At 61.4% G+C, this 21,220-nt stretch carries 21 protein-coding genes; 12 read left to right on the top strand and 9 right to left on the bottom strand.

Translation table 11 applies throughout. The features are described from left to right. Positions 1-95: 95 nt before the first annotated feature. Together V9L13_RS12245 and V9L13_RS12240 are read left to right on the top strand one after the other, a co-directional pair. The gene (locus tag V9L13_RS12245; protein WP_338802630.1) at positions 96-2,747 is read left to right on the top strand and encodes a sensor histidine kinase KdpD; all 2,652 of its coding nucleotides are present in this window, start codon (positions 96-98) and stop codon (positions 2,745-2,747) included. A gap of 48 nt (positions 2,748-2,795) precedes the next feature. Further along, complete coding sequence (locus V9L13_RS12240) at positions 2,796-3,494, top strand: response regulator (protein WP_003226844.1); 699 nt, start codon at positions 2,796-2,798, stop codon at positions 3,492-3,494. 142 nt (positions 3,495-3,636) lie between these two features. Here V9L13_RS12240 and V9L13_RS12235 read toward each other — a convergent pair whose 3' ends face one another. Then, the gene (locus V9L13_RS12235) at positions 3,637-4,683 is read right to left on the bottom strand and encodes a patatin-like phospholipase family protein (protein ID WP_003226842.1); all 1,047 of its coding nucleotides are present in this window, start codon (positions 4,681-4,683) and stop codon (positions 3,637-3,639) included. Positions 4,684-4,899: 216 nt separating this feature from the next. On the opposite strand from V9L13_RS12235, the gene V9L13_RS12230 reads away from it, so the two are divergent. The 3 genes from V9L13_RS12230 to V9L13_RS12220 all read left to right on the top strand — a co-directional run bounded on the left by V9L13_RS12230 (position 4,900) and on the right by V9L13_RS12220 (position 7,046). After that, positions 4,900-5,178 (top strand): hypothetical protein, encoded by a 279-nt coding sequence (locus V9L13_RS12230; protein ID WP_007963692.1) that lies wholly within the window; start codon positions 4,900-4,902, stop codon positions 5,176-5,178. Positions 5,179-5,257: 79 nt separating this feature from the next. After that, entirely contained in the window at positions 5,258-6,025 is a 768-nt protein-coding gene (locus tag V9L13_RS12225; protein WP_338802629.1) for a CHAD domain-containing protein, read from the top strand. Between the two features lie 226 nt (positions 6,026-6,251). Further along, entirely contained in the window at positions 6,252-7,046 is a 795-nt protein-coding gene (locus V9L13_RS12220) for an acyl-CoA thioesterase domain-containing protein (RefSeq protein WP_003226833.1), read from the top strand. Between the two features lies 1 nt (position 7,047). On the opposite strand, the gene V9L13_RS12215 is transcribed toward V9L13_RS12220, so the two are convergent. The 3 genes from V9L13_RS12215 to V9L13_RS12205 form a co-directional block, all read right to left on the bottom strand. Next, on the bottom strand, positions 7,048-7,413 hold the full coding sequence (locus V9L13_RS12215) for an Mpo1-like protein (protein WP_003226831.1): 366 nt from the start codon (positions 7,411-7,413) through the stop codon (positions 7,048-7,050). A 214-nt stretch (positions 7,414-7,627) separates the two neighbouring features. Beyond that, entirely contained in the window at positions 7,628-9,109 is a 1,482-nt protein-coding gene (locus V9L13_RS12210) for a methyl-accepting chemotaxis protein (RefSeq protein ID WP_338802628.1), read from the bottom strand. Positions 9,110-9,322: 213 nt separating this feature from the next. Next, on the bottom strand, positions 9,323-10,129 hold the full coding sequence (locus V9L13_RS12205) for a TatD family hydrolase (protein WP_338802627.1): 807 nt from the start codon (positions 10,127-10,129) through the stop codon (positions 9,323-9,325). 239 nt (positions 10,130-10,368) lie between these two features. On the opposite strand from V9L13_RS12205, the gene V9L13_RS12200 reads away from it, so the two are divergent. The 3 genes from V9L13_RS12200 to V9L13_RS12190 all read left to right on the top strand — a co-directional run bounded on the left by V9L13_RS12200 (position 10,369) and on the right by V9L13_RS12190 (position 12,888). Further along, on the top strand, positions 10,369-11,790 hold the full coding sequence (locus V9L13_RS12200) for a transglycosylase SLT domain-containing protein (RefSeq protein ID WP_338802626.1): 1,422 nt from the start codon (positions 10,369-10,371) through the stop codon (positions 11,788-11,790). 106 nt (positions 11,791-11,896) lie between these two features. Beyond that, the gene (locus V9L13_RS12195) at positions 11,897-12,331 is read left to right on the top strand and encodes a DoxX family protein (RefSeq protein WP_003226822.1); all 435 of its coding nucleotides are present in this window, start codon (positions 11,897-11,899) and stop codon (positions 12,329-12,331) included. Positions 12,332-12,579: 248 nt separating this feature from the next. Next, positions 12,580-12,888 carry a class I SAM-dependent methyltransferase gene (locus V9L13_RS12190; RefSeq protein WP_338802625.1) on the top strand — a complete coding sequence of 103 codons (309 nt, stop codon included), beginning with the start codon at positions 12,580-12,582 and terminating at the stop codon, positions 12,886-12,888. Between the two features lie 5 nt (positions 12,889-12,893). On the opposite strand, the gene greB is transcribed toward V9L13_RS12190, so the two are convergent. The 3 genes from greB to V9L13_RS12175 are packed head-to-tail and all read right to left on the bottom strand — an operon-like array spanning position 12,894 to position 16,613. Next, the gene (greB, locus tag V9L13_RS12185) at positions 12,894-13,391 is read right to left on the bottom strand and encodes a transcription elongation factor GreB (RefSeq protein ID WP_007964774.1); all 498 of its coding nucleotides are present in this window, start codon (positions 13,389-13,391) and stop codon (positions 12,894-12,896) included. Between the two features lie 34 nt (positions 13,392-13,425). Further along, positions 13,426-15,930: an ABC transporter permease gene (locus tag V9L13_RS12180; RefSeq protein ID WP_338802624.1), complete on the bottom strand. Its 2,505-nt coding sequence runs from the start codon at positions 15,928-15,930 to the stop codon at positions 13,426-13,428. Next, entirely contained in the window at positions 15,930-16,613 is a 684-nt protein-coding gene (locus V9L13_RS12175; protein WP_338802623.1) for an ABC transporter ATP-binding protein, read from the bottom strand. The genes V9L13_RS12180 and V9L13_RS12175 overlap by 1 nt, the downstream gene beginning before the upstream one ends. A 10-nt stretch (positions 16,614-16,623) precedes the next feature. On the opposite strand from V9L13_RS12175, the gene V9L13_RS12170 reads away from it, so the two are divergent. The 3 genes from V9L13_RS12170 (at position 16,624) to V9L13_RS12160 (ending at position 18,767) form a co-directional block, all read left to right on the top strand. Then, positions 16,624-17,229 carry an arylesterase gene (locus V9L13_RS12170; protein WP_226499716.1) on the top strand — a complete coding sequence of 202 codons (606 nt, stop codon included), beginning with the start codon at positions 16,624-16,626 and terminating at the stop codon, positions 17,227-17,229. 57 nt (positions 17,230-17,286) lie between these two features. Further along, entirely contained in the window at positions 17,287-17,580 is a 294-nt protein-coding gene (locus tag V9L13_RS12165; RefSeq protein WP_003226812.1) for a hypothetical protein, read from the top strand. 215 nt (positions 17,581-17,795) lie between these two features. Next, on the top strand, positions 17,796-18,767 hold the full coding sequence (locus V9L13_RS12160) for a L,D-transpeptidase family protein (RefSeq protein ID WP_003226806.1): 972 nt from the start codon (positions 17,796-17,798) through the stop codon (positions 18,765-18,767). Between the two features lie 123 nt (positions 18,768-18,890). Here the strand turns inward: V9L13_RS12160 and oprI are convergent, their stop codons facing one another. Continuing rightward, positions 18,891-19,142, bottom strand: coding sequence for an outer membrane lipoprotei OprI (gene oprI, locus V9L13_RS12155; RefSeq protein WP_003199355.1), 252 nt, complete (start codon positions 19,140-19,142; stop codon positions 18,891-18,893). A 633-nt stretch (positions 19,143-19,775) separates the two neighbouring features. Here oprI and V9L13_RS12150 point away from each other — a divergent pair. Then, positions 19,776-20,057 carry a GNAT family N-acetyltransferase gene (locus tag V9L13_RS12150; protein ID WP_025113131.1) on the top strand — a complete coding sequence of 94 codons (282 nt, stop codon included), beginning with the start codon at positions 19,776-19,778 and terminating at the stop codon, positions 20,055-20,057. A gap of 65 nt (positions 20,058-20,122) precedes the next feature. On the opposite strand, the gene V9L13_RS12145 is transcribed toward V9L13_RS12150, so the two are convergent. Continuing rightward, a complete protein-coding gene (locus tag V9L13_RS12145; protein ID WP_003226802.1) occupies positions 20,123-21,199 on the bottom strand; it encodes a 3-deoxy-7-phosphoheptulonate synthase in 1,077 nt (358 codons plus the stop codon). Positions 21,200-21,220: the final 21 nt, after the last annotated feature.

Here is a 21,220-nt window from a genome sequence, read left to right as displayed (position 1 = left end):
CTCCCACAAGAGCAACACTGAACCTGTGGGAGCGAGCTTGCTCGCGAAGAGGCCATAACTGGCAACACATCAACATCTGACTGAAGAGATCAAGCATGAGCGACGCCGGCCGCGCCGACGCACTGTTAGCAGAACTGCCCCGCGACGGCCGTGGCCGACTCAAGGTTTTCCTTGGCGCCGCCCCCGGTGTCGGCAAGACCTACGCCATGCTCCAGGCGGCGCACACGCAATTGCGTCAGGGCGTGAAAATCATTGCCGGCGTCGTCGAAACCCATGGCCGTGCGGAAACCGAAGCGCTGCTCGGCGGTTTGCCGCAGCAACCGCTGGTGCGCTCGGAATACCGTGGGGTGATGCTCGAAGAAATGGACCTCGACGGCTTGCTCGCGGCCAAACCGAAACTGGTGCTGGTGGACGAGCTGGCGCACACCAATGCCCCCGGCAGTCGCCACGCCAAGCGCTGGCAGGACATTCAGGAACTGCTCGCCGCCGGAATCGACGTGTACACCACGGTCAACGTCCAGCACCTGGAAAGTCTCAACGATCAGGTGCGCGGGATCACCGGTGTGCAGGTGCGCGAAACCCTGCCGGACTGGGTGTTGCAGGAAGCCTACGAACTGCTGCTGATCGACCTGCCACCGCGTGAATTGCTGGAGCGTCTGCGCGAAGGCAAGGTCTACGTGCCGGAACAGGCGCGGGCGGCGATCGATGCGTTTTTCACCCAGACCAACCTCACCGCGTTGCGTGAACTGGCGATGCAGACTGCCGCCGCGCAGGTCGATAACGATCTCGCTCAAGGCTATCGCCAACTCGGTCAGGCGGCGCCGGCGGTGCGCGGGCGTTTGCTGGTCGGCGTCGATGGCGATGCGCATGCCGAACGCCTGGTGCGCCACGCCAGCCGGGTGGCCCAGCGTCGGCATCTGCCGTGGAGTCTGGTGCATGTCGACAACGGCACGGTGGGCGACGAGCAATCGCGCCTGCGCCTGCAAAATGCCCAGCAACTGGCCGAACGCCTCGGCGGCGAAGTGGTGTTGTTGCGCGCCGGCGAAGTGGCGAAAACCCTGATCCAGCATGCCGCCGAACGCCGGGCAAGTCTGGTGCTGGTCGGCCAGTCGCGGCCGAGTCTGCGCCGTCGCCTGTTCGGTGGTGGTCTGGCGGCGCGTTTGCTGCGTCAGGCCCACGGTCTGGAAATCAACGTGCTCGACAATGATCGCGAGCAGCCTGCGCCGCGCCTTCGCGTCACGCCGACGCTGGTGTGGTTCGATTACGCGCTGGCACTGGTCGCCACGGTATTGGCCAGTGCGCTGGCGTGGGCGGTGTCGAGTATTTTGCCGCTGCCGAACATCTCGCTGGTGTTCCTCGCGGCGGTGCTGCTGGTGGCGGTGCGCAGCAGCCTGGGGCCGGCGCTGGCGTGCGCGGCGCTGTCGTTTCTGACTTACGATTTTTTGTTCATTCCGCCGAATTTTTCCTTTGCCATCCAGCGCGAAGAAGACGTTCTGACCTTGCTGTTCTTCCTGCTGATGGCCGCGCTCACCGGTAATCTCGCGGCGCGCCAGCGGCGCCAGTTGCAGGCGTTGCGCGACACGCAGGAGGAAACCAGCGAATTGCTCGACCTGTCACGCAAACTGACTGCCGCGACGGATCGTCAGGCGGTGATCAGTGCTGCGGCGCAGCACCTCAATGGCTGGAGCGATTTGCAGTTGTGCCTGCTCAATCGGGACGGCCAGGGCGGCTGGAAAGTCGAGACCGGCGGGCCGCTGGAGTTCACCGAGGCGGAACGGGCTGCGGCCGATTGGGCCTGGCAGCACGATCAACCGGCCGGCATGGGTACCGGCACGCTGCCGTTCGGTCGCTGGTGGTGGTGGCCGCTGTCGGTGGAGGACGGGCCGCTGGCGCTGCTCGGGGTCTGCGCCAAAGAGGGCCAGACCTTGAGCGGCCAGCGCCGACGCCTGCTCACCGCGTTGAGTCAGCCACTGGCTCAGGCATTGTCCCGGGCGCAACTGGCCGATGATCTGGAGGCCGCGCGCCTGCACGGCGAAACCGAACAACTGCGCAGTGCGTTGCTGGCCTCGGTGTCCCACGATCTGCGTACACCGCTGACGTCCATGCGCGGCAGTATCGACAGCCTGTTGGCCCTCGGCGAAGCCATTCCGCTGGAGGATCGCCGCGAGTTGCTCGAAGGCACCCGCGATGAAGCCGAACGCCTTGATCGCTATATCCAGAATCTGCTCGACATGACGCGCCTCGGCCACGGTGCGTTGAAGCTGGCGCGGGACTGGGTGTCGCCGGCAGACATCGTCGGCAGTTCGCTCAATCGCCTGCGTGCGGTGCTGGCGCCGCTGCAGGTCAGCACTGACGTGCCCGCCGAGCTGCCGCTGCTGTTCGTGCACGCGGCGCTGATCGAACAGGCGCTGGTCAATGTGCTGGAAAACGCTGCGCGGTTCTCGCCGGCCCATGGGCGTTTGCAACTGCATGCCGGCGCCAGTGACGAAGAGATTTTCTTCTCGGTCAGCGACGAAGGCCCGGGGATTCCCGAGGACGAGCGGGCGAAGATTTTCGACATGTTCTACACCGCCGCGCGGGGTGATCGCGGAGGGCAGGGCACGGGGCTGGGGCTGGCGATCTGTCAGGGCATGGTCGGCGCGCATGGCGGGCGGATCAGCGTGGCCGACGGCATCGACGGCCGCGGCACCTGCATCAGCCTGCACCTGCCTTTACAGACGCAACCGGGGATGGACAATGAAGCCTGATCGCGACTGCGCTACTCTCTTGCCAATCTTTTGTGTCGATGTGAATTCATGAGCCAGACCGCGACCATTTTGGTCATTGATGACGAACCACAGATCCGTAAATTCCTGCGCATCAGCCTCGCCTCACAAGGCTATAAAGTGCTGGAGGCCGGCACTGGCGCCGAGGGCCTGGCCCAGGCGGCGTTGAACAAACCCGACCTGCTGGTGCTCGACCTCGGCTTGCCGGACATGGACGGCCAGCAGGTGCTGCGCGAGTTTCGCGAGTGGGCCACCGCGCCCGTGCTGGTGCTCTCGGTGCGCGCCAGTGAGGGGCAGAAAGTCCAGGCGCTGGATGGCGGCGCGAACGATTACGTGACCAAGCCGTTCGGCATTCAGGAATTTCTCGCCCGGGTCCGCGCGTTGTTGCGTCAGGCGCCGGCCGGCGAGGCCCAGCAAGCGGCGCTGACGTTCGGCCCGCTGACCGTGGATCTGGCTTATCGGCGGGTGTTGCTCGACGGTGTCGAAGTGGCGCTGACCCGCAAGGAATACGCGGTGCTGGCGCAACTGGCGCGGCATCCGGGCCGGGTGATCACCCAGCAGCAATTGCTCAAGGATATCTGGGGCCCGACGCATACCGAGGACAGTCATTACCTGCGGATTGTGGTCGGGCATTTGCGTCAGAAGCTGGCGGATGATCCGACCCGGCCGCGGTTTATTGTGACGGAGGCGGGGGTTGGGTATCGGTTGTTGAGTGAGAATAGTCTGTAGGTTTTGTGTGGTCTGGTTTGGCCTCTTCGCGAGCAAGCCCGCTCCCACAGTGGTCGGTGTGATACACAAATTTCAATAACACCCCAGAACCCTGTGGGAGCGGGCTTGCCCGCGAAGAGGCCCTGACAGGCAACCGAGAACTTCAGGGCTCTCTGCTCTGCTCACTTTCATACCGATCCAGCGTATCCCGCGCAATCTCGCGTCCCAGTGCGATCAACTCCGGCGCCTTGTAGAACTCGAAAAACCGGCACACGCGCTTCGGCACGTTGATCAGGATGTCCGGCGGATAACCGGCGATCTTGTATTGCGCCAGCGAGGTCTGCATCACCTCGAAACTCTGGTTGATCAGGTCCAGCAGTGACGCCGGTCCGACGTTGTCGATGATGAACGAGCCGGTGGCGGATTTCGGCGCGCCTTCGCGTTCGGGAGCCGCTGCCGGTTGCTGGCTCTCCGGTTCGCTGCCTTCCAGCCACGGGTTGATCTCGCCCGCTTCGGCGCGCAGCGCTTCCTGCTCCAGCAACAGCAACTGCTCGGCCTGTTTGCGGCGGAACGGCATCTTCGAACCCAGCGAACTGAGCAAGCTGTCGAAACGCGATCGAAAGGCTGGCGGGCGCTGGATCACCGGCAATTTGTAGTGGCGCTGGTTGGTCGCGTTGAGGTTGACCGCGATGATCAGATCACAGTGGCTGGAGACCACTGGCACGATCGGCAACGGGTTGAGAATGCCCCCATCCACCAGCATCCGGTTACCCTGCATCACCGGGGTGAACAGGCTGGGAATCGCCGCCGAGGCGCGCATCGCCTGATGCAGGCAGCCTTCCTGGAACCAGATTTCCTGCTGGTTGGTGAGGTCGGCGGCGACGGCGGTGTAGGGAATGCGCAGGTCTTCGATATTGATCTCGCCGACGATCTTGCGGATCTGCCCGAAGACTTTCTCGCCGCGAATCGCCCCGAGGCGAAAGCTCACGTCCACCAGACGCAGCACATCCAGATAATCGAGCGTTTCGATCCAGGTGCGGTACTCGTCGAGTTTGCCCGCCGCATAGATCCCGCCGACCACTGCGCCCATCGAACAACCAGCAATGCAGGCAATGTCGTAACCGCGTCTTTCGATCTCCTCAATGACCCCGATATGGGCATAGCCCCGGGCGCCTCCGGAGCCCAGCACCAGTGCGACACGCTTTTTCATCAAACTTCCTCCCCCGACAAGGCACCACAATGCACCCATCCATGGGCGGGCGACAATCGCCAGAGTCGTTCGGGGCGGCAGCAGAGTCGTTTTCCGATACTGTGTGACCCGTCGGGGTTATCTTTTCGTCACCGCAGATTCACCGGGCGCCAAGGCACTTTTTTCGCGCCGTAACGTCTTACCTGCACGACTGTTGACCTATTTGAGGAGTTAGTGATGAAAGCCTGGATCTGTGTGCCGTTGATCGCGCTGGCATTGGCCGGTTGCGCTGGCAAGACTGCTTATCGCGACAGCTGCGGCAGTCAGCTCGATGCGGCGTGGCATGAACTGGATCTGGCCAAGGCCGAAGGTTTCGCCGGCACGGTCAGTTACTCCAAGGCGCTGTCGTTGCTGACGGCGGCCAAGACCCAACAGCAATTCGAAGGTTTCGAGGGCTGCAGCAACAAAGCCGAGAAGGCGCGTTTCTATATTCGCGAATCCCGCGCCGGGCGCTAAGCTGCTGACTTGACGCAAGGATGCGGCTGGCCGACCACGGCAGACTCATCTTTCAAGCCATGTGAATCAGGAGCAAGCGATGTCTGCGTTGGTTGACCGGTTGGTGGCTCATGTCCTGAGTCTGGAAGTGCGTTTGCTGGCCTGTCAGGCGCGTATGACCGCGCGTACCGACCCCGAGGCACTGCATGACTTGCGCACCACGGTGCGCCGCTTGCGCAGCCTGTTGCGGCCCTTGCGTGGCTTGCCGGGTGTAGAACAACTGGAGGGCGCCGCGTCGGCGGTCGGTCAGTTGACCACGCCGTGGCGCGATCGCGAGGTGTTGGCCGCCTACCTGCTCCAGCACGATCAACCGCAGGCCGCGCAACGGCGCATGGCGCAGATGGCGGAAGCGTATCCGACGCTGGCGGCGAGTGCCGAGGTGGCTTCGCTGCTGATCATCCTCGACGCGTTCCCGCGATTCCTGCGCGCCTCCGAGCGTCAGGGATTGCTCAAGGGCCTGGCCAAACGCATCGAAAAACGCCTGCACAAACAATGGAAAAAACTTGACCAGGCCCTGCACGATCCTGCCCACGATCGGCATCGCCTGCGCTTGCTGATCAAGCGCGTGCGCTATGGCATCGAAGCCTATCCGGAACTGGATCGCCTGCCTGAAGCGGCGCTGGCACGGCTGAAGTCGGCGCAGGGCGCGCTGGGCGACTGGCACGATTGCTGGCAGTGGCTGGCGCGGGCCGAGCTGGAAAGCGATCTGCAACCGTGCGTCGCGACCTGGCAGGCGGGCCTGATCAAGGCTGAAGCCAAGGCGGATCGGGTGCTCGATAAACTCAGTTCAGCCTGCTTCAAATCCTGAATTCTCCATAGACCCTTTGTGGGAGCGGGCTTGCTCGCGAAAGCGGTGTATCAGTAGACACATCGGTGACTGACACAGCGCTTTCGCGAGCAAGCCCGCTCCCACATTCGAATATCTTCCTGACCTTAAGGCCTTTCTGTCAGTCCATTTGACCGGAATAGACGCTGCGGCGCTCTCTCATGCTGGTTAAGATCGCAGCATTCAATTTTCGCTTGCTGAGGTTGTCATGCGCTTTTCCGATCTGCTCGATGCGGTCCGTCGCGATCCAGAACTGACCATTCCCGCCGAGTGGGGCCAGGGTCGGGCCAGTTTTGGTGGCCTGGTCGCGGCGCTGCAATACGAAGCCATGCGCGCGAAAGTGCCGGCCGAGCGCCCGGTGCGTTCGCTGGCGATCACCTTTGTTGGCCCGGTCGAGCCGGAAGTACCGGTGAGTTTCGAAGTCGATGTGTTGCGCGAAGGCAAAGCAGTCAGCCAGGTGTTGGGGCGGGCCATGCAGAACGGTCAGGTGGTAACGATCGTGCAAGGCAGTTTCGGCGCTTCGCGGCCCTCGGAAGTGGCGGTTGAGGCCTATCCCGCTGCTGAAATGAAACACTGGGATGAATGCCAGGAGTTGCCCTATATCAAAGGCGTGACCCCGGAGTTCATGCGGCATCTGTCGATGCGCTGGAGTGTCGGCGGCATGCCGTTCACCGGCAATAAATCGCGGCAGATGGGCGGTTGGGTGCGTTTGCGTGGCGATGTGAAGGAAGAGCCGGTCAATGAAGCGCATCTGTTGGCACTGGTGGATGCGTGGCCACCGGCATTGTTGCCGTATCTGAAGAAGCCGGCACCGGGCAGCACGCTGACCTGGACCATTGAATTCGTTCAGCCATTACGCGATTTGAGCACCCTGGACTGGTGCAAATACCTCGCAGACATCGAATATGCCGCCGACGGTTACGGCCATGTCGCCGCCAAGCTGTGGAGTGCGGACGGGGAGTTGATCGCCATGAGTCGTCAGACTGTAACGATTTTTGCCTGAATCAATGCCGACGGTGCCGCTCCCGCCAGGCGCGCCACCAGCCACCGCTGAGCAAGAACCGCGGAAAGGTCAGGAACTGCTCGACCAGCAAGCGTGACACTGCATCCTGGCGGTCGCTGAACGGCTCGGAGGCTTGCGCCTCCAGGCTGTGGCCGTGGCGCTGCAAGGCCAGCGCCGCGACAATACCAATCACGCCGATGGCGACACTGGCCAGACTCAGGCTGAACACGCCAGAGACGATCAACAGAAACGCGACGATGAACAACGGTACGGCAATCAGGTGCAACACCAGATTGGTCGGGTGCTGGTGATTGTTCGGGTACGCGCGCCATTGCCACGCGGGAAGGTTGGGATGACGTTTGCCCATGTTTGCTACTCCTCGATCCATGTTGAACACATGGTTGGAGAATAGGCCGGGGCGGGTGGGGCGGGCGAATCAAGGTTGGCTATTGAAGTGATAGGCGTCATCGCCGGATTCGATGTTGACCCGGTTGACGCCTTCGCGAGCAAGCTCGCTCCCACAGGGGATTGGTGTACGCCACAGATTCCCTGTGGGAGCGAGCTTGCTCGCGAAGGCGTCGTCAGAGTTTCAACTGACCAATAGCCTTGTTGAGCTCCCCGGCCAACGTCGCCAACTCATTACTGGTGGTCGCCGAATCCACGGTCTGCTGCACGGTATTCTCGGTCACATCACGAATGCTCACCACCGCCCGATTCATCTCTTCCGCGACCTGACTCTGCTGTTCCGCCGCCACCGCAATCTGCGTGTTGCTCTCGCGCATCTGCGCCACGGCGCCAGTGATTTCCGCCAGCGCTTCACCGGCTTCCTGCGCCTGCTGCACGCAGTCGTCGGCCTTGTACGAACTCTCCTGCATGAAGTCCACCGCATCGCGCGTGCCGGCCTGCAGTGCCGAGACCATGGTGGTGATTTCATCGGTGGAGGTCTGCACACGCTTGGCGAGGTTGCGCACCTCATCGGCGACCACCGCAAAGCCACGGCCCATCTCGCCGGCACGGGCCGCTTCGATGGCGGCGTTCAGCGCCAGCAGATTGGTTTGCTCGGCGATGCTGTGAATCACGCTGACCACACCGTTGATTTTCTGGCTGTCCTCGGCCAGACGCTGAATCATCTCGGCGGTTTGCTGCACGCCGCTGGAGAGTCCGGCAATCGACTGCTGCACACGGCTGACCACTTGCTGGCCGCTGCCGGCCAGACTGTCGGCGGTTTGCGACAGGTCGCGAGTGGCACCGGCGTGCTGCGCGATGTGATAAACCGTGGCGGTCATTTCGTTGATCGCGGTGGCGGCCTGATCGGTCTCGCTCTGTTGACCGAGCATGCCGTGGCGCACGTCGTTCATGCTCGCCGCCAGACGTGCGGCACCGACGTCCAGTTGCCGCGCGGTGTTGGCTACGGTGGTGACCACGCGCTGATAACCGGCCTGCATCGCGTTGAACGCATTGGCCATCTGCCCGACTTCGTCCTTGCAGGCCAGCGGTACGCGGGCCGAGAGGTCACCGCTTTTCTCGACGTGCAGCATCACGTCTTTCAGCGTGTTGAGCTGACTGAGCAGGAAACGGATCAGCAACTGTGAGGCGCAAAGCATGGCGAACATCAGGATGAACACCGCCACGGCGTAGTTGGCAAAGCGTTCGCTGAACACTTGCGCCAGGCTTGGGCTATAGGCAATGACCGCGACTTGCTGGCCGTCGGCGCGACTGAACACTTCGGCACCCATCAGCGGGTTGTTGCCGAACAGCGGCAGGTGATTGATCTCGTTCCAGCCGTTACTTTCGCTGATCTCCAGCACAGGCTGGTCGTTGAGGCGCGGCGCTTCACCACGTTTGAAGGTCAGCACCTGATCAGTCTTGGGCAGCGCCTGCCCGGCCGGCCAGGCCTTGAGCAATTGCGCCTGAGCCTGAGCAGACGCTTGTGAGGCTTGGCTGCGGGCCTGCTGCTCGAGTTGCACGGCGTACAGCACCAGCAGCAGGGTGGTGACGAAAGCGACCGCATTGACCGCCCAGAATTTGTATTTCAGCGAGATATTGCTAAGCCAGGCACCCATGGAGGTCTTCTCTGATAGCGGAAACAGTTTTGGCAAGGTGCCAGTATTGTGCCGCTATGCAGATATCGGGATGTTGATATGGGTCAACAGGTTCTACGCTGATCCCCTGTGGGAGCGGGCTTGCTCGCGAATGCGGTGTGTCATTCAGCTCATTTCTGCCTGACACACTGCCTTCGCGAGCAAGCCCGCTCCCACAATGGAATTTGTGGTGTGTCAGGGCAGGGCGGGGAGGTTGAAGAATGCGCGGGCACACGCTGTGGTATGTGCTGCCAGATCTTCCTCGGCTTCGCCCCGATGCAGCGCCACTTCGCGCAGCACTTCGGTCAGATACGCTGGTTCATTGCGGCCGTTCTTCGGCTTTGGGCGCAAGGTGCGGGGCAGCAGGTACGGCGCGTCGCTTTCGAGCATCAGCCGTCCGCGCTTGATCTCCTTGACCAGCGGATGCAGGTGCGTGCCCCGGCGCTCGTCGCAGATCCAGCCGGTGATGCCGATGTGCAGGTCCAGATCCAGGTAACTGAACAAGGCTTTTTGCTCGCCGGTAAAGCAGTGCACCACGGCGGCGGGCAATTGATCGCGGAAGTCCCTGAGGATTTCCAGCAGACGCTGACTGGCGTCACGCTCGTGCAGGAACACCGGTAACTGCAGTTCTGCGGCCAGCGCCAGATGTTCTTCGAGGACTTTTTCCTGCTGCGGGCGCGGCGAGAAATCCCGGTTGAAATCCAGCCCGCATTCGCCCACGGCGACCACGTTTGCTTCTTGCAGCAGACTGCGCAAACGGCGCGCGCTGTCAGCGTTCCAGTCACTGGCCGAATGCGGGTGAATGCCGGCGGTGGCGAACAGTCGCTGGCCGCTTTGATCCAGTTGCTGGCACAGCTCCAGCGCCTGTTCGCTGCCCTCGACGCTGGTGCCGGTCAGCACCAGTTGGCAGACCCCGGCAGCGTAGGCGCGGTCGAGCACGGCCTGATGTTTTTCGGCGAAACTTGGGTTGGTCAGGTTGACGCCGATATCGATGAGTTGCATGGTTGCTACCTCGGGCCGAAGGCCGGAAAGCATACCAGAGCTGTAGATTCATAAGAAAAGCCAAGAACTACAACGAGTTATAGCTGTCTTTTGATGCCGCGAGACTGCTCGGGTTGGCGCAAATGCCATCCTCGTGCCAGTCTCTTGCACTTTGTCAGCGCTCCAGGCGCTCTGTTTTCGTCGGCAATTTCGACCGTTCAGCGGTTAGAAAACGCCCCCGTATTCTTTCCGGAGAGTGGATGCATCGTCCCTCGGTTTTGCTCCTGTTGTGTGCGTCGCTGCTGCTGCCGATAACGGCGGTTGCGCGCTTGCCCGGGCCACTGCAAGCCGTGCCGGCCGCCAAGGTCCGCGACTTGTCGGAGATACGCAGCAGTCGCGTGTTGCGCGTGCTGGTCAATCAGAGCCGCAACAGCTCCGGTGAAGTCCAGGGCCAGGCCATCGGTGTCGAATACCATCGCCTGCGCGCCTTCGAGCAATACCTCAATGGCCACGCCCGCGACGGCCAGGAAATCATCCTAAAAATCATTCCCCAAGCCAAGGATCAACTGCTCGGCGCGTTGCAGCGCGGCGAAGGTGATCTGGTCGCGCCCGGCGAGCTGCTCGATCTGCAACCCGGCCACGCGGTAGCCAGCAGCGAGCCGATCGCCAGCAATGTGCCGCTGGTGCTGGTCGGCATCAAGGGCGAGCGTCGCTACACCAAGGTCGAACAGCTTTCCGGCAAGACCCTAGCCTTGCCGACCGGCAGTGCGGCGGGGGAGGCGGTCAGTCAGCTCAATCAGAAACTGGCGCTGCGCAAACTGGCACCGATCAAGATCGAATGGGTCGATCCGACCTTGGCGGTCGAGGACGTGCTGGAGATGGTGCAGGGCGGGATTTTTCATCTGACCATCGTCGAGCAACCGATCGCCGAGCGCTGGGGCAAGATCCTGCCCAAGCTGCGTTTCGATCGGCAATTGATGATCAGCGAGCCGGGTGAGGAATACTGGTTTGTGCGCCGTGATGCCTCGATGCTGCGGGCAAGCATTGATCGCTTCCTGGTCGGCTACAAGAAACCGGCGAACGAGGATGCCGAGTTTCTGCGGATCTATCGGCGCCTTTACCAAGTGCACTATCCATTGGCCAAGGCTGATCGTCAGCGTCTGGAAAAACTGCGCCCGACCCTGCAAAAACACGCCGACGCGCAAAGCATGGACTGGCTGAATCTGGCGGCGCTGGCCTTCAAGGAATCGGCGCTGCAACCCAGCGCCCGCAGCGGCAGTGGGCCGACCGGGCTGATGCAGATCACCCCGTCCGCCGCGCAGCGGGTCGGGGTGAACAACATCCAGAACCTTGATGCGAATGTGCAGGCCGGGGCCAAGTACCTGGCGATGATCCGGCGCAAGTTTTTCAACAGTCCGAAGCTCAATGAGCGTGAGCGCATGGCGTTCACCCTGGCGGCCTACAACATCGGCCCGGAGCGGGTGCAAGGCATGCGCGCCGAGGCACGGCGGCGCGGGCTGAATCCGAACCAGTGGTTCTTTCAGGTCGAGCGCATCGCCATGGAGCAGGTGGGCATGGGGCCGGTCAGCTATGTTAATAGCGTGAACAAGTATTACCTGGCGTTCGACCGGGAGCGGGAGTCGTTGGAGCCCCGGGGACAGAAAGTAGCCTCACGCAAATAATCAAATAAATCGATTGGTATGGTGGAATATTTCCGCTTTTAACATGAAATTAACTGATTAATATGGCGGCCAACCAACACACACTTCTCCAAAAGGAATGACCCACATGAGCTCTCTGATCAACAAGGTACTGTTCACCCGCGCCGGTTACGGCTTGACCATTCTGCGTATCGCTGTTGGCGTGATCTTCGCCGCCCACGGTTCGCAAAAACTGTTTGGTCTGTTTGGTGGTTACGGTCTGGCGGGGACTGCGCAGTACATGGACAGCCTCGGTCTGCACCCGGGTTACCTGATGGCCACGCTGGCCGGCGGTACCGAGTTTTTTGCCGGTCTGGCGCTGATCATCGGCCTGTTGGTGCGTCCGGCAGCCTTGGGTCTGACCTTCCTGTCGCTGGTGGCGATCTTCACCGTGCACATCAGCAACGGTCTGTTCATGGCCAACAACGGTTACGAATTTGCTCTGGCGCTGCTGGGTGGCAGTCTTGCGGTGATGATCGAAGGCGCCGGCAAGCTGTCGGTGGATCGCGCCATCGCCGGTTGAGCGCTCTGGCTCCAGCAAAAGGCCCGCATTGTGCGGGCCTTTTTTGTTGCGGCCGATTCTTGACACTCATCGGTCACGTTATCTAGGATGTTGCTCATGCGCCGATTTAAACAGCTACTTGCGGGGCGCCAGGTGACTTCTACAGTTGCCGTCAGAAGCCGGAACAGGGCTTCGAAATACCGCTAAAGCGCTGGTTCGGTGTTGCCTCTCACCTGCCATGCAGACTTTTGAGGCAGAGACACGACACGATGAATGCACTACGCCCTCCAGCACGTCCCGCGCCGATCACGGCTCATATCACCCAGCGCAACCCAAAAATCCTGCTTGGCGGCAAACACCAGCCGACGCTGTTGCGTTATCTCGATGGCTGGCCACGTCGCAGCGGCGGTCCTGCCGCGTTCCTGATCCAGTTTGTCGAAGATGGTGAATCGCTGGCGCGGTTTGCCAGTGACAGTTTCGATCTGGCAGTGATTCAGGCCCCCAGCCAGGAAGATGCCCCGGAAATGATCAAGCAACTGGTTCGCGTCGCGCGGCAGGGTTTGATCACCCGCCGCTGAAACGCTCAGGGATAGTCGATCGCCACGATATAGACAAATTGCTCACCGGTTGGCGTCTGCACCCGGACTTCGGCGTCCAGCGCCTTGCCGATCAAGGCGCGGGCCAGCGGTGAGTCGATGCTGATCAGACCGAGTTTCAGATCCAGCTCATCCGGGCCGACGATACGGTAGCGCGATTGCTTGCCGTCTTCGTCCTCGATGGTCACCCAGGCGCCGAAGTAGACCTTGTTCGGATCGCTGGGTTTTTCGCTGACGACCTTCAATGCTTCGAGACGCTTGGTAAGAAAACGCACGCGGCTGTCGATCTCGCGCAGCATTTTCTTGCCATAGGTGTACTCGGCGTTTTCCGAGCGATCACCCTGGGCCGCTGCCTCGCTGACTGCTTGCGTCACCTGCGGGCGGCGCACGTGCCACAGCTCATGGAATTCGGCGCGCATCCGCGCTTCACCTTCAGGGGTGATCAGCGCGGTGCCGGCGGTGCGGGGAGGGCGATAACGGCTCATGGCAGCTTCTTGTGGTGACGAAGACAGGAGTCTATCAACCCTCGCGCAGGACTGTCAGCGGACTCGCATTCAACGCCCGGCGTGTGCCGAATACACCCGCACCACCAATCAGCACGGCGCCGATCAATGGCAGCACCAGCAACCATGGATGTGGATGCCACGGCAGATCGAACGCATAGCGATACAGCACCAGGCTCACCACCTCCGAACCAATGGCTGCCAGCAAACCGCTGACCGCCCCGAGCAAGCCGAACTCGATGCGCCGGGCCTTGACCAGCAACTGCCGTTGCGCCCCCAGCGCACGTAACAGCGCGCCTTGGCGAATGCGTTCATCCAGGGTTGCCTGCAAGCCGGAGAACAACACGGCCATCCCCGCCGCCAACACAAACAACAACACGTATTCCACCGCCAGGGTGACCTGGGCGAGGATGCTGCGCAGTTGTTCCAGCAGGGCTTCGACCTGAAGGATGGTCACCGCCGGAAATGCCCGCGACAGCTCGACAATCTGCTGATCGTGACCGGGTGCCAGATAGAAACTGGTCAGGTAAGTCGCTGGCAGATCCTTCAAGGTGCCGGGCTGGAAGATCATGAAGAAGTTCGGCTGGAAGTTGTCCCAGTTGATCTCGCGCAGGCTGGTGACTTTCGCTTCACGATTGACCCCGCCCACGCTGAACACCATGTGATCGCCGAGTTTGAGCTTGAGGCTTTCGGCGACTTTGCCTTCAACTGAAACGCCCGGCACGTCATCCGAGGGTTGCCCGGTCCACCAGGTACCGGCGGTGAGCTTGTTGCCGGCCGGAAGGTCAGCCGCCCAGGTCAGGCTCAAGTCACGCTGCACCGCGCGATCACCGGCCGAATCCTTGCTGACGATCTGCTGCACCGGTTCGCCGTTGATGCTGATCAGCCGTCCCGGCACCACCGGGTATAGCGGCGCTGCTTGTGCGGACACTTTGATCAAATGATCGGTGAAGGCCTGTTTGTCCGCCGGCAGGATGTTCAGGGCGAAGTAGTTGGGGGCGTTTTTCGGCAACTGGTTTTGCCAGGTGTCGAGCAATTCACCGCGCAGCAGAGCGATCAGCGCCATCGACAGCAGGATCAACCCGAACGCCAGCGCTTGCCCGGCCGCCGCCAGCGGATGACGCAGCAACTGACCCAGACCGAGGCGCCACGGCAGAGGCGCACGGGCGAGCATCCGCCGCAGGCTGTTGAGCAACAACAGCAGCAAGCCTCCCAATAGCAGCGCAGCGACCACACCACCGCCCAGCAGGGCGAAAGTCAGCAACAGATCCAGACTCAGGCGCCACATGATCAGGCCCAGCGCACCCAGCGCTGCGCCATAAACCATCCAGGTACTCGACGGAATCGGCAGCATGTCGCGACGCAATACGCGCAGCGGTGGCACCCGGCCCAGCGCGGCAAGCGGCGGCAGGGCGAAACCGGCCAGTGCCACCAGCCCGGTGCCGATCCCGGCGAGCGCCGGAAACAGGCCGCCCGGTGGCACATCGGCGGGTAGCAGATCATGCAACAGAGCGAACAGTCCCAGTTGCGCCAGCCAGCCGAGCACGGCACCACTGAGGGCGGCGAACAGGCCCAGCACGGTCAGCTGAATACTGAACAGCAGCATGGTTTCCCGACGCGACAGGCCAAGGCAGCGCAACAGCGCACTGGCATCGAAGCGGCGGCTGGCGAAGCGGTTGGCCGATAACGCTACGGCCACGCCGGCGAGTAACACCGCGACCAGACTGGCCATGTTCAGATAACGCTCGGCCTTGCCCAGTGCACCGCCAATCTGCCGATTGCCGTCGCGCGCATCTTCGATTCGCTGGTTGGCCGCCAACCCCGGTTTGATCAATTGCCGGTAGGTCTCCAGCGCCTGCGGTTCACCGCGCCACAGTTCGCGGTAGCTCACGCGGCTGCCGGGCTGCACCACGCCGGTGGCCGCGAGGTCATCGAGGTTGATCATCACCCGAGGCGTGAGGCTGTAGAAGTTGCCGGCGCGATCCGGTTCGTAGGTCAGCACGCGGGTCAGCTTCAGGGTTTTCATGCCGACGTCGATGCTGTCGCCGATCTTCAGATCAAGGGCGGTCAGCAGACGTGCTTCGACCCAGGCTTCACCGGGTTGCGGTTCACCGCCAGCTGTTTCAACGGCAAACGGGGCCGGGGCGCTTTTCAGTTCGCCGCGCAGAGGGTAGGCGCGGTCGACGGCTTTTATGCTCGATAACTGAATACCGTTGTCAGTGGCGATTACGCTGGAAAATTCCACCACCTGCGCATGATTCAAGCGCAGCTCGGTGCCGCTGCGGATCTGTTCGTCGCGGGCCGGCGAGCTGCCCTCAAGCACCATGTCGGCGCCAAGGAACTCGGTGGCGCGCAGCATCATTGCGCCGTTGAGGCGGGCGCCGAAGTAGCCGATGGCGGTACTCGCCGCGACCGCCACCACCAGCGCGAAAAACAACACTCGCAATTCCCCGGCGCGGGCATCGCGCATGAGTTGACGTAGCGCGAGACTGAACAGACGCAACAGCGGCAGACGTGCCATCAAGGCTCCAGAGGGGCGACCAGCAGCCCGGCTTCAAGTCGGATCAGGCGCCGGCAGCGATGGGCCAGGCGTTCGTCGTGGGTCACCAGCACCAGGGTGGTGCCGCGCTCCTTGTTCAATTCAAAGAGCAAATCGCTGATGCGCTCGCCGGTGTGGCTGTCGAGGTTGCCGGTGGGTTCGTCGGCGAACAGCACGTCCGGCTCGGCAGCGAAGGCCCGGGCAATCGCCACGCGCTGTTGTTCGCCACCGGAGAGCTGGCGCGGCGAGTGCGCCAGGCGCTGGCCGAGGCCGACCCGTTGCAGCAGCTCAGTAGCGCGCTCACGGGCGTCTTTGCGGCCATCGAGTTCCAGCGGCAGCATGACGTTTTCCAGCGCGTTGAGACTGTCGAGCAACTGGAATGACTGAAAGACGAACCCCACGTGTTCGGCACGGATGCGCGCGCGTTGGTCTTCGTCGAGGTTGCCCAGGGATTGCCCGGCGAGGATGACTTCGCCGCTGCTTGGCAGGTCGAGGCCGGCGAGCAGGCCGAGCAGGGTGGATTTGCCGGAACCGGACGCGCCGACGATGGCCAGGCTGTCGCCCTTGTTCAGTTCCAGGCTGAGTTCGTGCAGGATAGTCAGTTCACCTTCCGCGCTGGGAACCACTTTGCTGAGGTTCTTCGCGGTGAGAATGCTTGCGCCCATGGAGAATCCGATGCGTGTTTGGTTTTTGAGTGCTGGCCTGGCCTTGATGTGCATGGCCCAGAACGCAGCGGCGGGTACTGTCCTGATCGTTGGCGATAGTATCAGCGCCGGTTTCGGACTGGATACCCGCCTGGGGTGGGTATCGCTGCTCGAGCAACGGCTCAAACAGGAGGGTTTTGACGACAAAGTGGTCAATGCCTCCATCAGTGGCGACACCAGTGCCGGAGGCCAGGCACGCCTGCCGGCGCTGCTTGCAGAGCACAAGCCGGCACTGGTGATCCTCGAGCTTGGGGGCAATGATGGCCTGCGCGGAATGCCGCCAACGCAATTGCAACAAAACCTTGCGGCGATGATCGACAGCTCGCGTCAGAGCGGCGCCAAGGTGCTGCTGCTGGGCATGCAATTACCGCCCAACTACGGCAAGCGTTACACCGATGCCTTCGCCGAGGTCTATGGCAACGTTGCGGACGAGAAAAAGATCCCGCTGGTGCCGTTTTTCCTCGACGGCGTGGGCGGGCATCCCGATCTGATGCAGGCCGATGGTCTGCACCCGGCAGCCGGGGCTCAGGGCAAGTTGCTGGAAAATGTCTGGCCGACGCTAAAACCGCTGTTATGAGGCTTTTCTAGTGGCAGGCTTTCGGCTAATGTGGCGCCCCCTTATTTGGAGCCCCCGATGCCGCGTCCTGCCTGGTCCCTGTTTGCCTACCAACTGATCGAGCCTGACGAACAGCTGGATCTGTTCGCCTGCCAGGAAGTGCGGGTGCATCTGGTGACCCGTCAACTGGAACTCGGTGGCTCGGCAGACCGCACGTTGTGTGGCAGTCTGCTGCCGGCACAACCGCGCTGGTCGAGTGTGGATCGCCGAGTGTTCCAGGATCAGCGCCTGTGTTCGTTGTGCCGGGCGATTCTTGAGTCGCAGAAACGCGGCACCTCGCCGATCTGGCCTGAGTTGCGTTTCGAGCTCTGATCTGCCCGGTCAGAAATCCCTTGTGGGAGCGGGCTTGCTCGCGAATGCGGTGTCTCATTCAACGAATGCCTTGCCTGACACGCCGCATTCGCGAGCAAGCCCGCTCTCACCCAAAGCACCTTGTCGCCTGCAGCAGGGTGGTCTCCCCGAATGCCTTGGGCGCGGTGTACAATCGCGCTCTTATACCCTTGTTGATCATGCGAAGGATTTTCCGGATGTTGCCGCGCTTTCCTGCCGTCACCCGCTGCCTGTCACTTGCCGCCCTGTGTGTGGCCGGTCCCGTTGCTGCATTGGAGTTTCCCCTGCCACCACCCGGTGAGGACATCATCGGCCAGGTGCAGGTGATCAAGGCCAAGTACGAAGATACCTTCGCTGACCTGGGCACCACCTACGATCTGGGTTATTCGGAAATGGTCGCGGCCAACCCGGGCGTTGATGCCTGGCTGCCGGGCGCCGGCACCGAAATCGTCCTGCCGACCCGCTTCATTCTGCCGCCGGGTCCGCGTGAAGGCATCGTGATCAACCTCGCCGAGTACCGCCTCTACTACTACCCGAAAGGCCGGAACGTGGTGTACACCTTTCCGCTGGGGATCGGGCGTGAAGGTTGGGGGTCGCCGATCGCGCATACCACCATCACCGCGAAGACACCGAACCCGACCTGGACGCCTCCGGCGTCGATCAAGGCCGAGCACGCTGCAGATGGTGATCCGCTGCCGAACGTAGTGCCGGCCGGTCCTGACAACCCGCTGGGTCCGTTCAAGTTCAGTCTCGGCACGCCGGGTTACCTGATCCACGGTTCGAACAAGAAGTTCGGTATCGGCATGCGCACCAGCCATGGTTGCTTCCGCATGTTCAACAACAACGTGCTGGAAATGGCTGCAATGGTGCCGGTCGGTACCTCGGTGCGCATTCTCAACGACGCGTACAAGTTCGGTCGCAGTGGCGGCAAGGTGTATCTGGAAGCGCACACGCCGATCGATGACAAGGGCAACCCGTCGGTGGTCGACAAGCACACGGCAGTCATCAATGCGATGCTCAAGCGTGAGGATATTGCCAATAACGTGCGGGTGAATTGGGATGTGGTGCGCGATGTAGTCGCGGCGGAAGACGGCTTGCCTACCGAAATCGGTACGCCGGGTGCGGCAGCGCCGATGGTTTCGAGCACACCGATCGACCTGCAGCAGTAAGTTCGATCCAGACCCGCCGATGCGTGAAGCGTCGGCGGGTTTTTTATTGCCCGGACAAAAGTACCGGTCATAAAAAAGCCGACCCAAAAAATGGGTCGGCTTGATAACAATCCCGAGGGATTATTACTTGCGGCTAGCTTTGTCCAGCATGCGCAGAGCACGCTCGTTAGCTTCGTCAGCAGTCTGTTGTGCTTTTTGAGCAGCAGCCAGAGCTTCATCAGCTTTACGGTAAGCTTCGTCTGCACGAGCCTGGGAGCGAGCAGCTGCGTCTTCAGTAGCGGTCAGACGTGCTTCGGTTTCTTTCGATGCGCTGCTGCAACCGGTAGCCAGAACTGCGGCCAGAGCCAGAGCAGAGAATTTCAGAACGTTGTTCATCGTGTTCCCCTTCAAGGACTTTCAATTAAGTGGCTTTCTCCTCCGATTGAGGAAATAGCCGGCGTACATACTACCCATTACTTGTAGTAAGTAAACTGACCTAACGCAAGAAGCAAAAAAAATTGTAGGCGCTGATTCTTTTTCGAGCAACTTTTAACTGGGCTGTATAAAAATATCCACCTGCAAGCCCCGGCTTGAGCGTGTTAATGAGAAAAAGTTCCCTTGGCCCGATGCTGTTTCCGGGTCTTGCACCAAGTCTGCCTAGATGAATTCGTCTACACTTTTGTTCCGATTTTGCATGATGCCTCACATATCTTTGTCGCTCTTGAGGTGACTTTAAAGAAGAGACTGCGTCTTAAGTCTCGACATTCGGCAATGTTCCGGCGAGCGCTTCGAGAAGATCTTCCCCGCGCCCGCCGCTGCGTCCATCGGAGTCACCCGGTCAACGAGCATGATGACGAGCGCACCTTGAGCATTTTCGCCAATGGTGCCTACTATTTATCACGTGCTCGGTTGCGCGAGATCGGTGTGGTTTTTCTCGGTGTCCATAGGCACGGGGTGGCGTAGATGTTCCTTCGCCGGAAAAACATCGGTAAGGTAGGGGTCAGAATTCAAGACCCGCGAGGAGTAGTGATGAGCGAGGCGTTGTCCATCCACCATGACCAGGCTGGTCATCAGTTCGAGACCAATGTGGACGGTCATCGTGCCTACCTGACCTATATGGATCTGGGGAAACAGACCCTGGATATCTATCGCACCTTCGTGCCTAATGCCCTGCGTGGTCGAGGCATCGCCGCCGCGCTGACTGAAAGTGCGCTGCAGTACGCCGAAGAAATGGGCTACACGGTGATCCCGTCGTGCTCCTACGTCGAGCGTTACATGGAGCGCCACCAGAAGCGCGCCGCGAAAATCTGACAAACCCCCTACACACAAAAACGCCGGGCAATGCCCGGCGTTTTTTTATGCCTGTGAAACGCTGATCAGCTGCGCTGACGTTTCGGCAGAACATCCTTGAGCTTGGCGTGCATGCTGCGCAGGGTGTTCTCGGTGGCGGACCAGTCGATGCAGGCATCGGTGATCGACACGCCGTATTGCAGGTCGGCGAGGTCTTTCGGGATGGCCTGGCAGCCCCAGTTCAGGTGACTCTCGACCATCAGGCCGATGATCGACTGGTTGCCTTCGAGGATCTGGTTGGCGACGTTCTCCATCACCAGCGGTTGCAGGGCCGGGTCCTTGTTGGAGTTGGCGTGGCTGCAATCAACCATGATGTTCGGCTTGATCTTCGCCTTGTTCAGCGCCTGCTCGCACAGGGCGACGCTGACCGAGTCGTAGTTCGGCTTGCCGTTGCCGCCACGCAGCACCACGTGACCGTAGGCGTTGCCCTTGGTGGTGACGATCGACACGCCACCTTCCTGGTTGATCCCCAGGAAGCGGTGCGGGCTGGAAACCGACTGCAGGGCGTTGATCGCCACGGTCAGGCCGCCATCGGTGCCGTTCTTGAAGCCGACAGCCGAAGACAGGCCGGAAGCCATTTCACGGTGGGTCTGGGATTCGGTGGTACGCGCGCCGATGGCCGACCAGCTGATCAGGTCCTGCAGGTACTGCGGGGAGATCGGGTCGAGGGCTTCGGTGGCGGTCGGCAGGCCTTTCTCGGCCAGGTCCAGCAGCAACTGGCGACCGATGTGCAGGCCGTCCTGAATCTTGAACGAGTCATCCAGGTACGGATCGTTGATCAGGCCTTTCCAGCCGACGGTGGTCCGTGGCTTCTCGAAATACACGCGCATGACCAGATAAAGGGTGTCGGAGACTTCCTCCGCCAGCACCTTGAGGCGATCGGCGTATTCGTGGGCAGCCTTGATATCGTGGATCGAGCACGGGCCGATCACTACGAACAGACGGTGGTCGGTGCCATCAAGAATGTTGCGAATGACTTCGCGGCCCTTGGTGACGGTGCGCAGCGCAGCATCGCTCAGAGGGATATCACGCTTGAGCTGATCGGGAGTGATCAGGGTCTCGTTAGAGGCGACGTTTAGGTCGTTGATCGGTAAATCAGCCATCGTTTACTCGTCAGGTCACGG

It is taken from the genome of Pseudomonas sp. RSB 5.4 (genome assembly GCF_037126175.1).
Lineage (GTDB): Bacteria > Pseudomonadota > Gammaproteobacteria > Pseudomonadales > Pseudomonadaceae > Aquipseudomonas > Aquipseudomonas fluorescens_H.
This window is presented reverse-complemented; position numbering and strand designations above follow the sequence as displayed.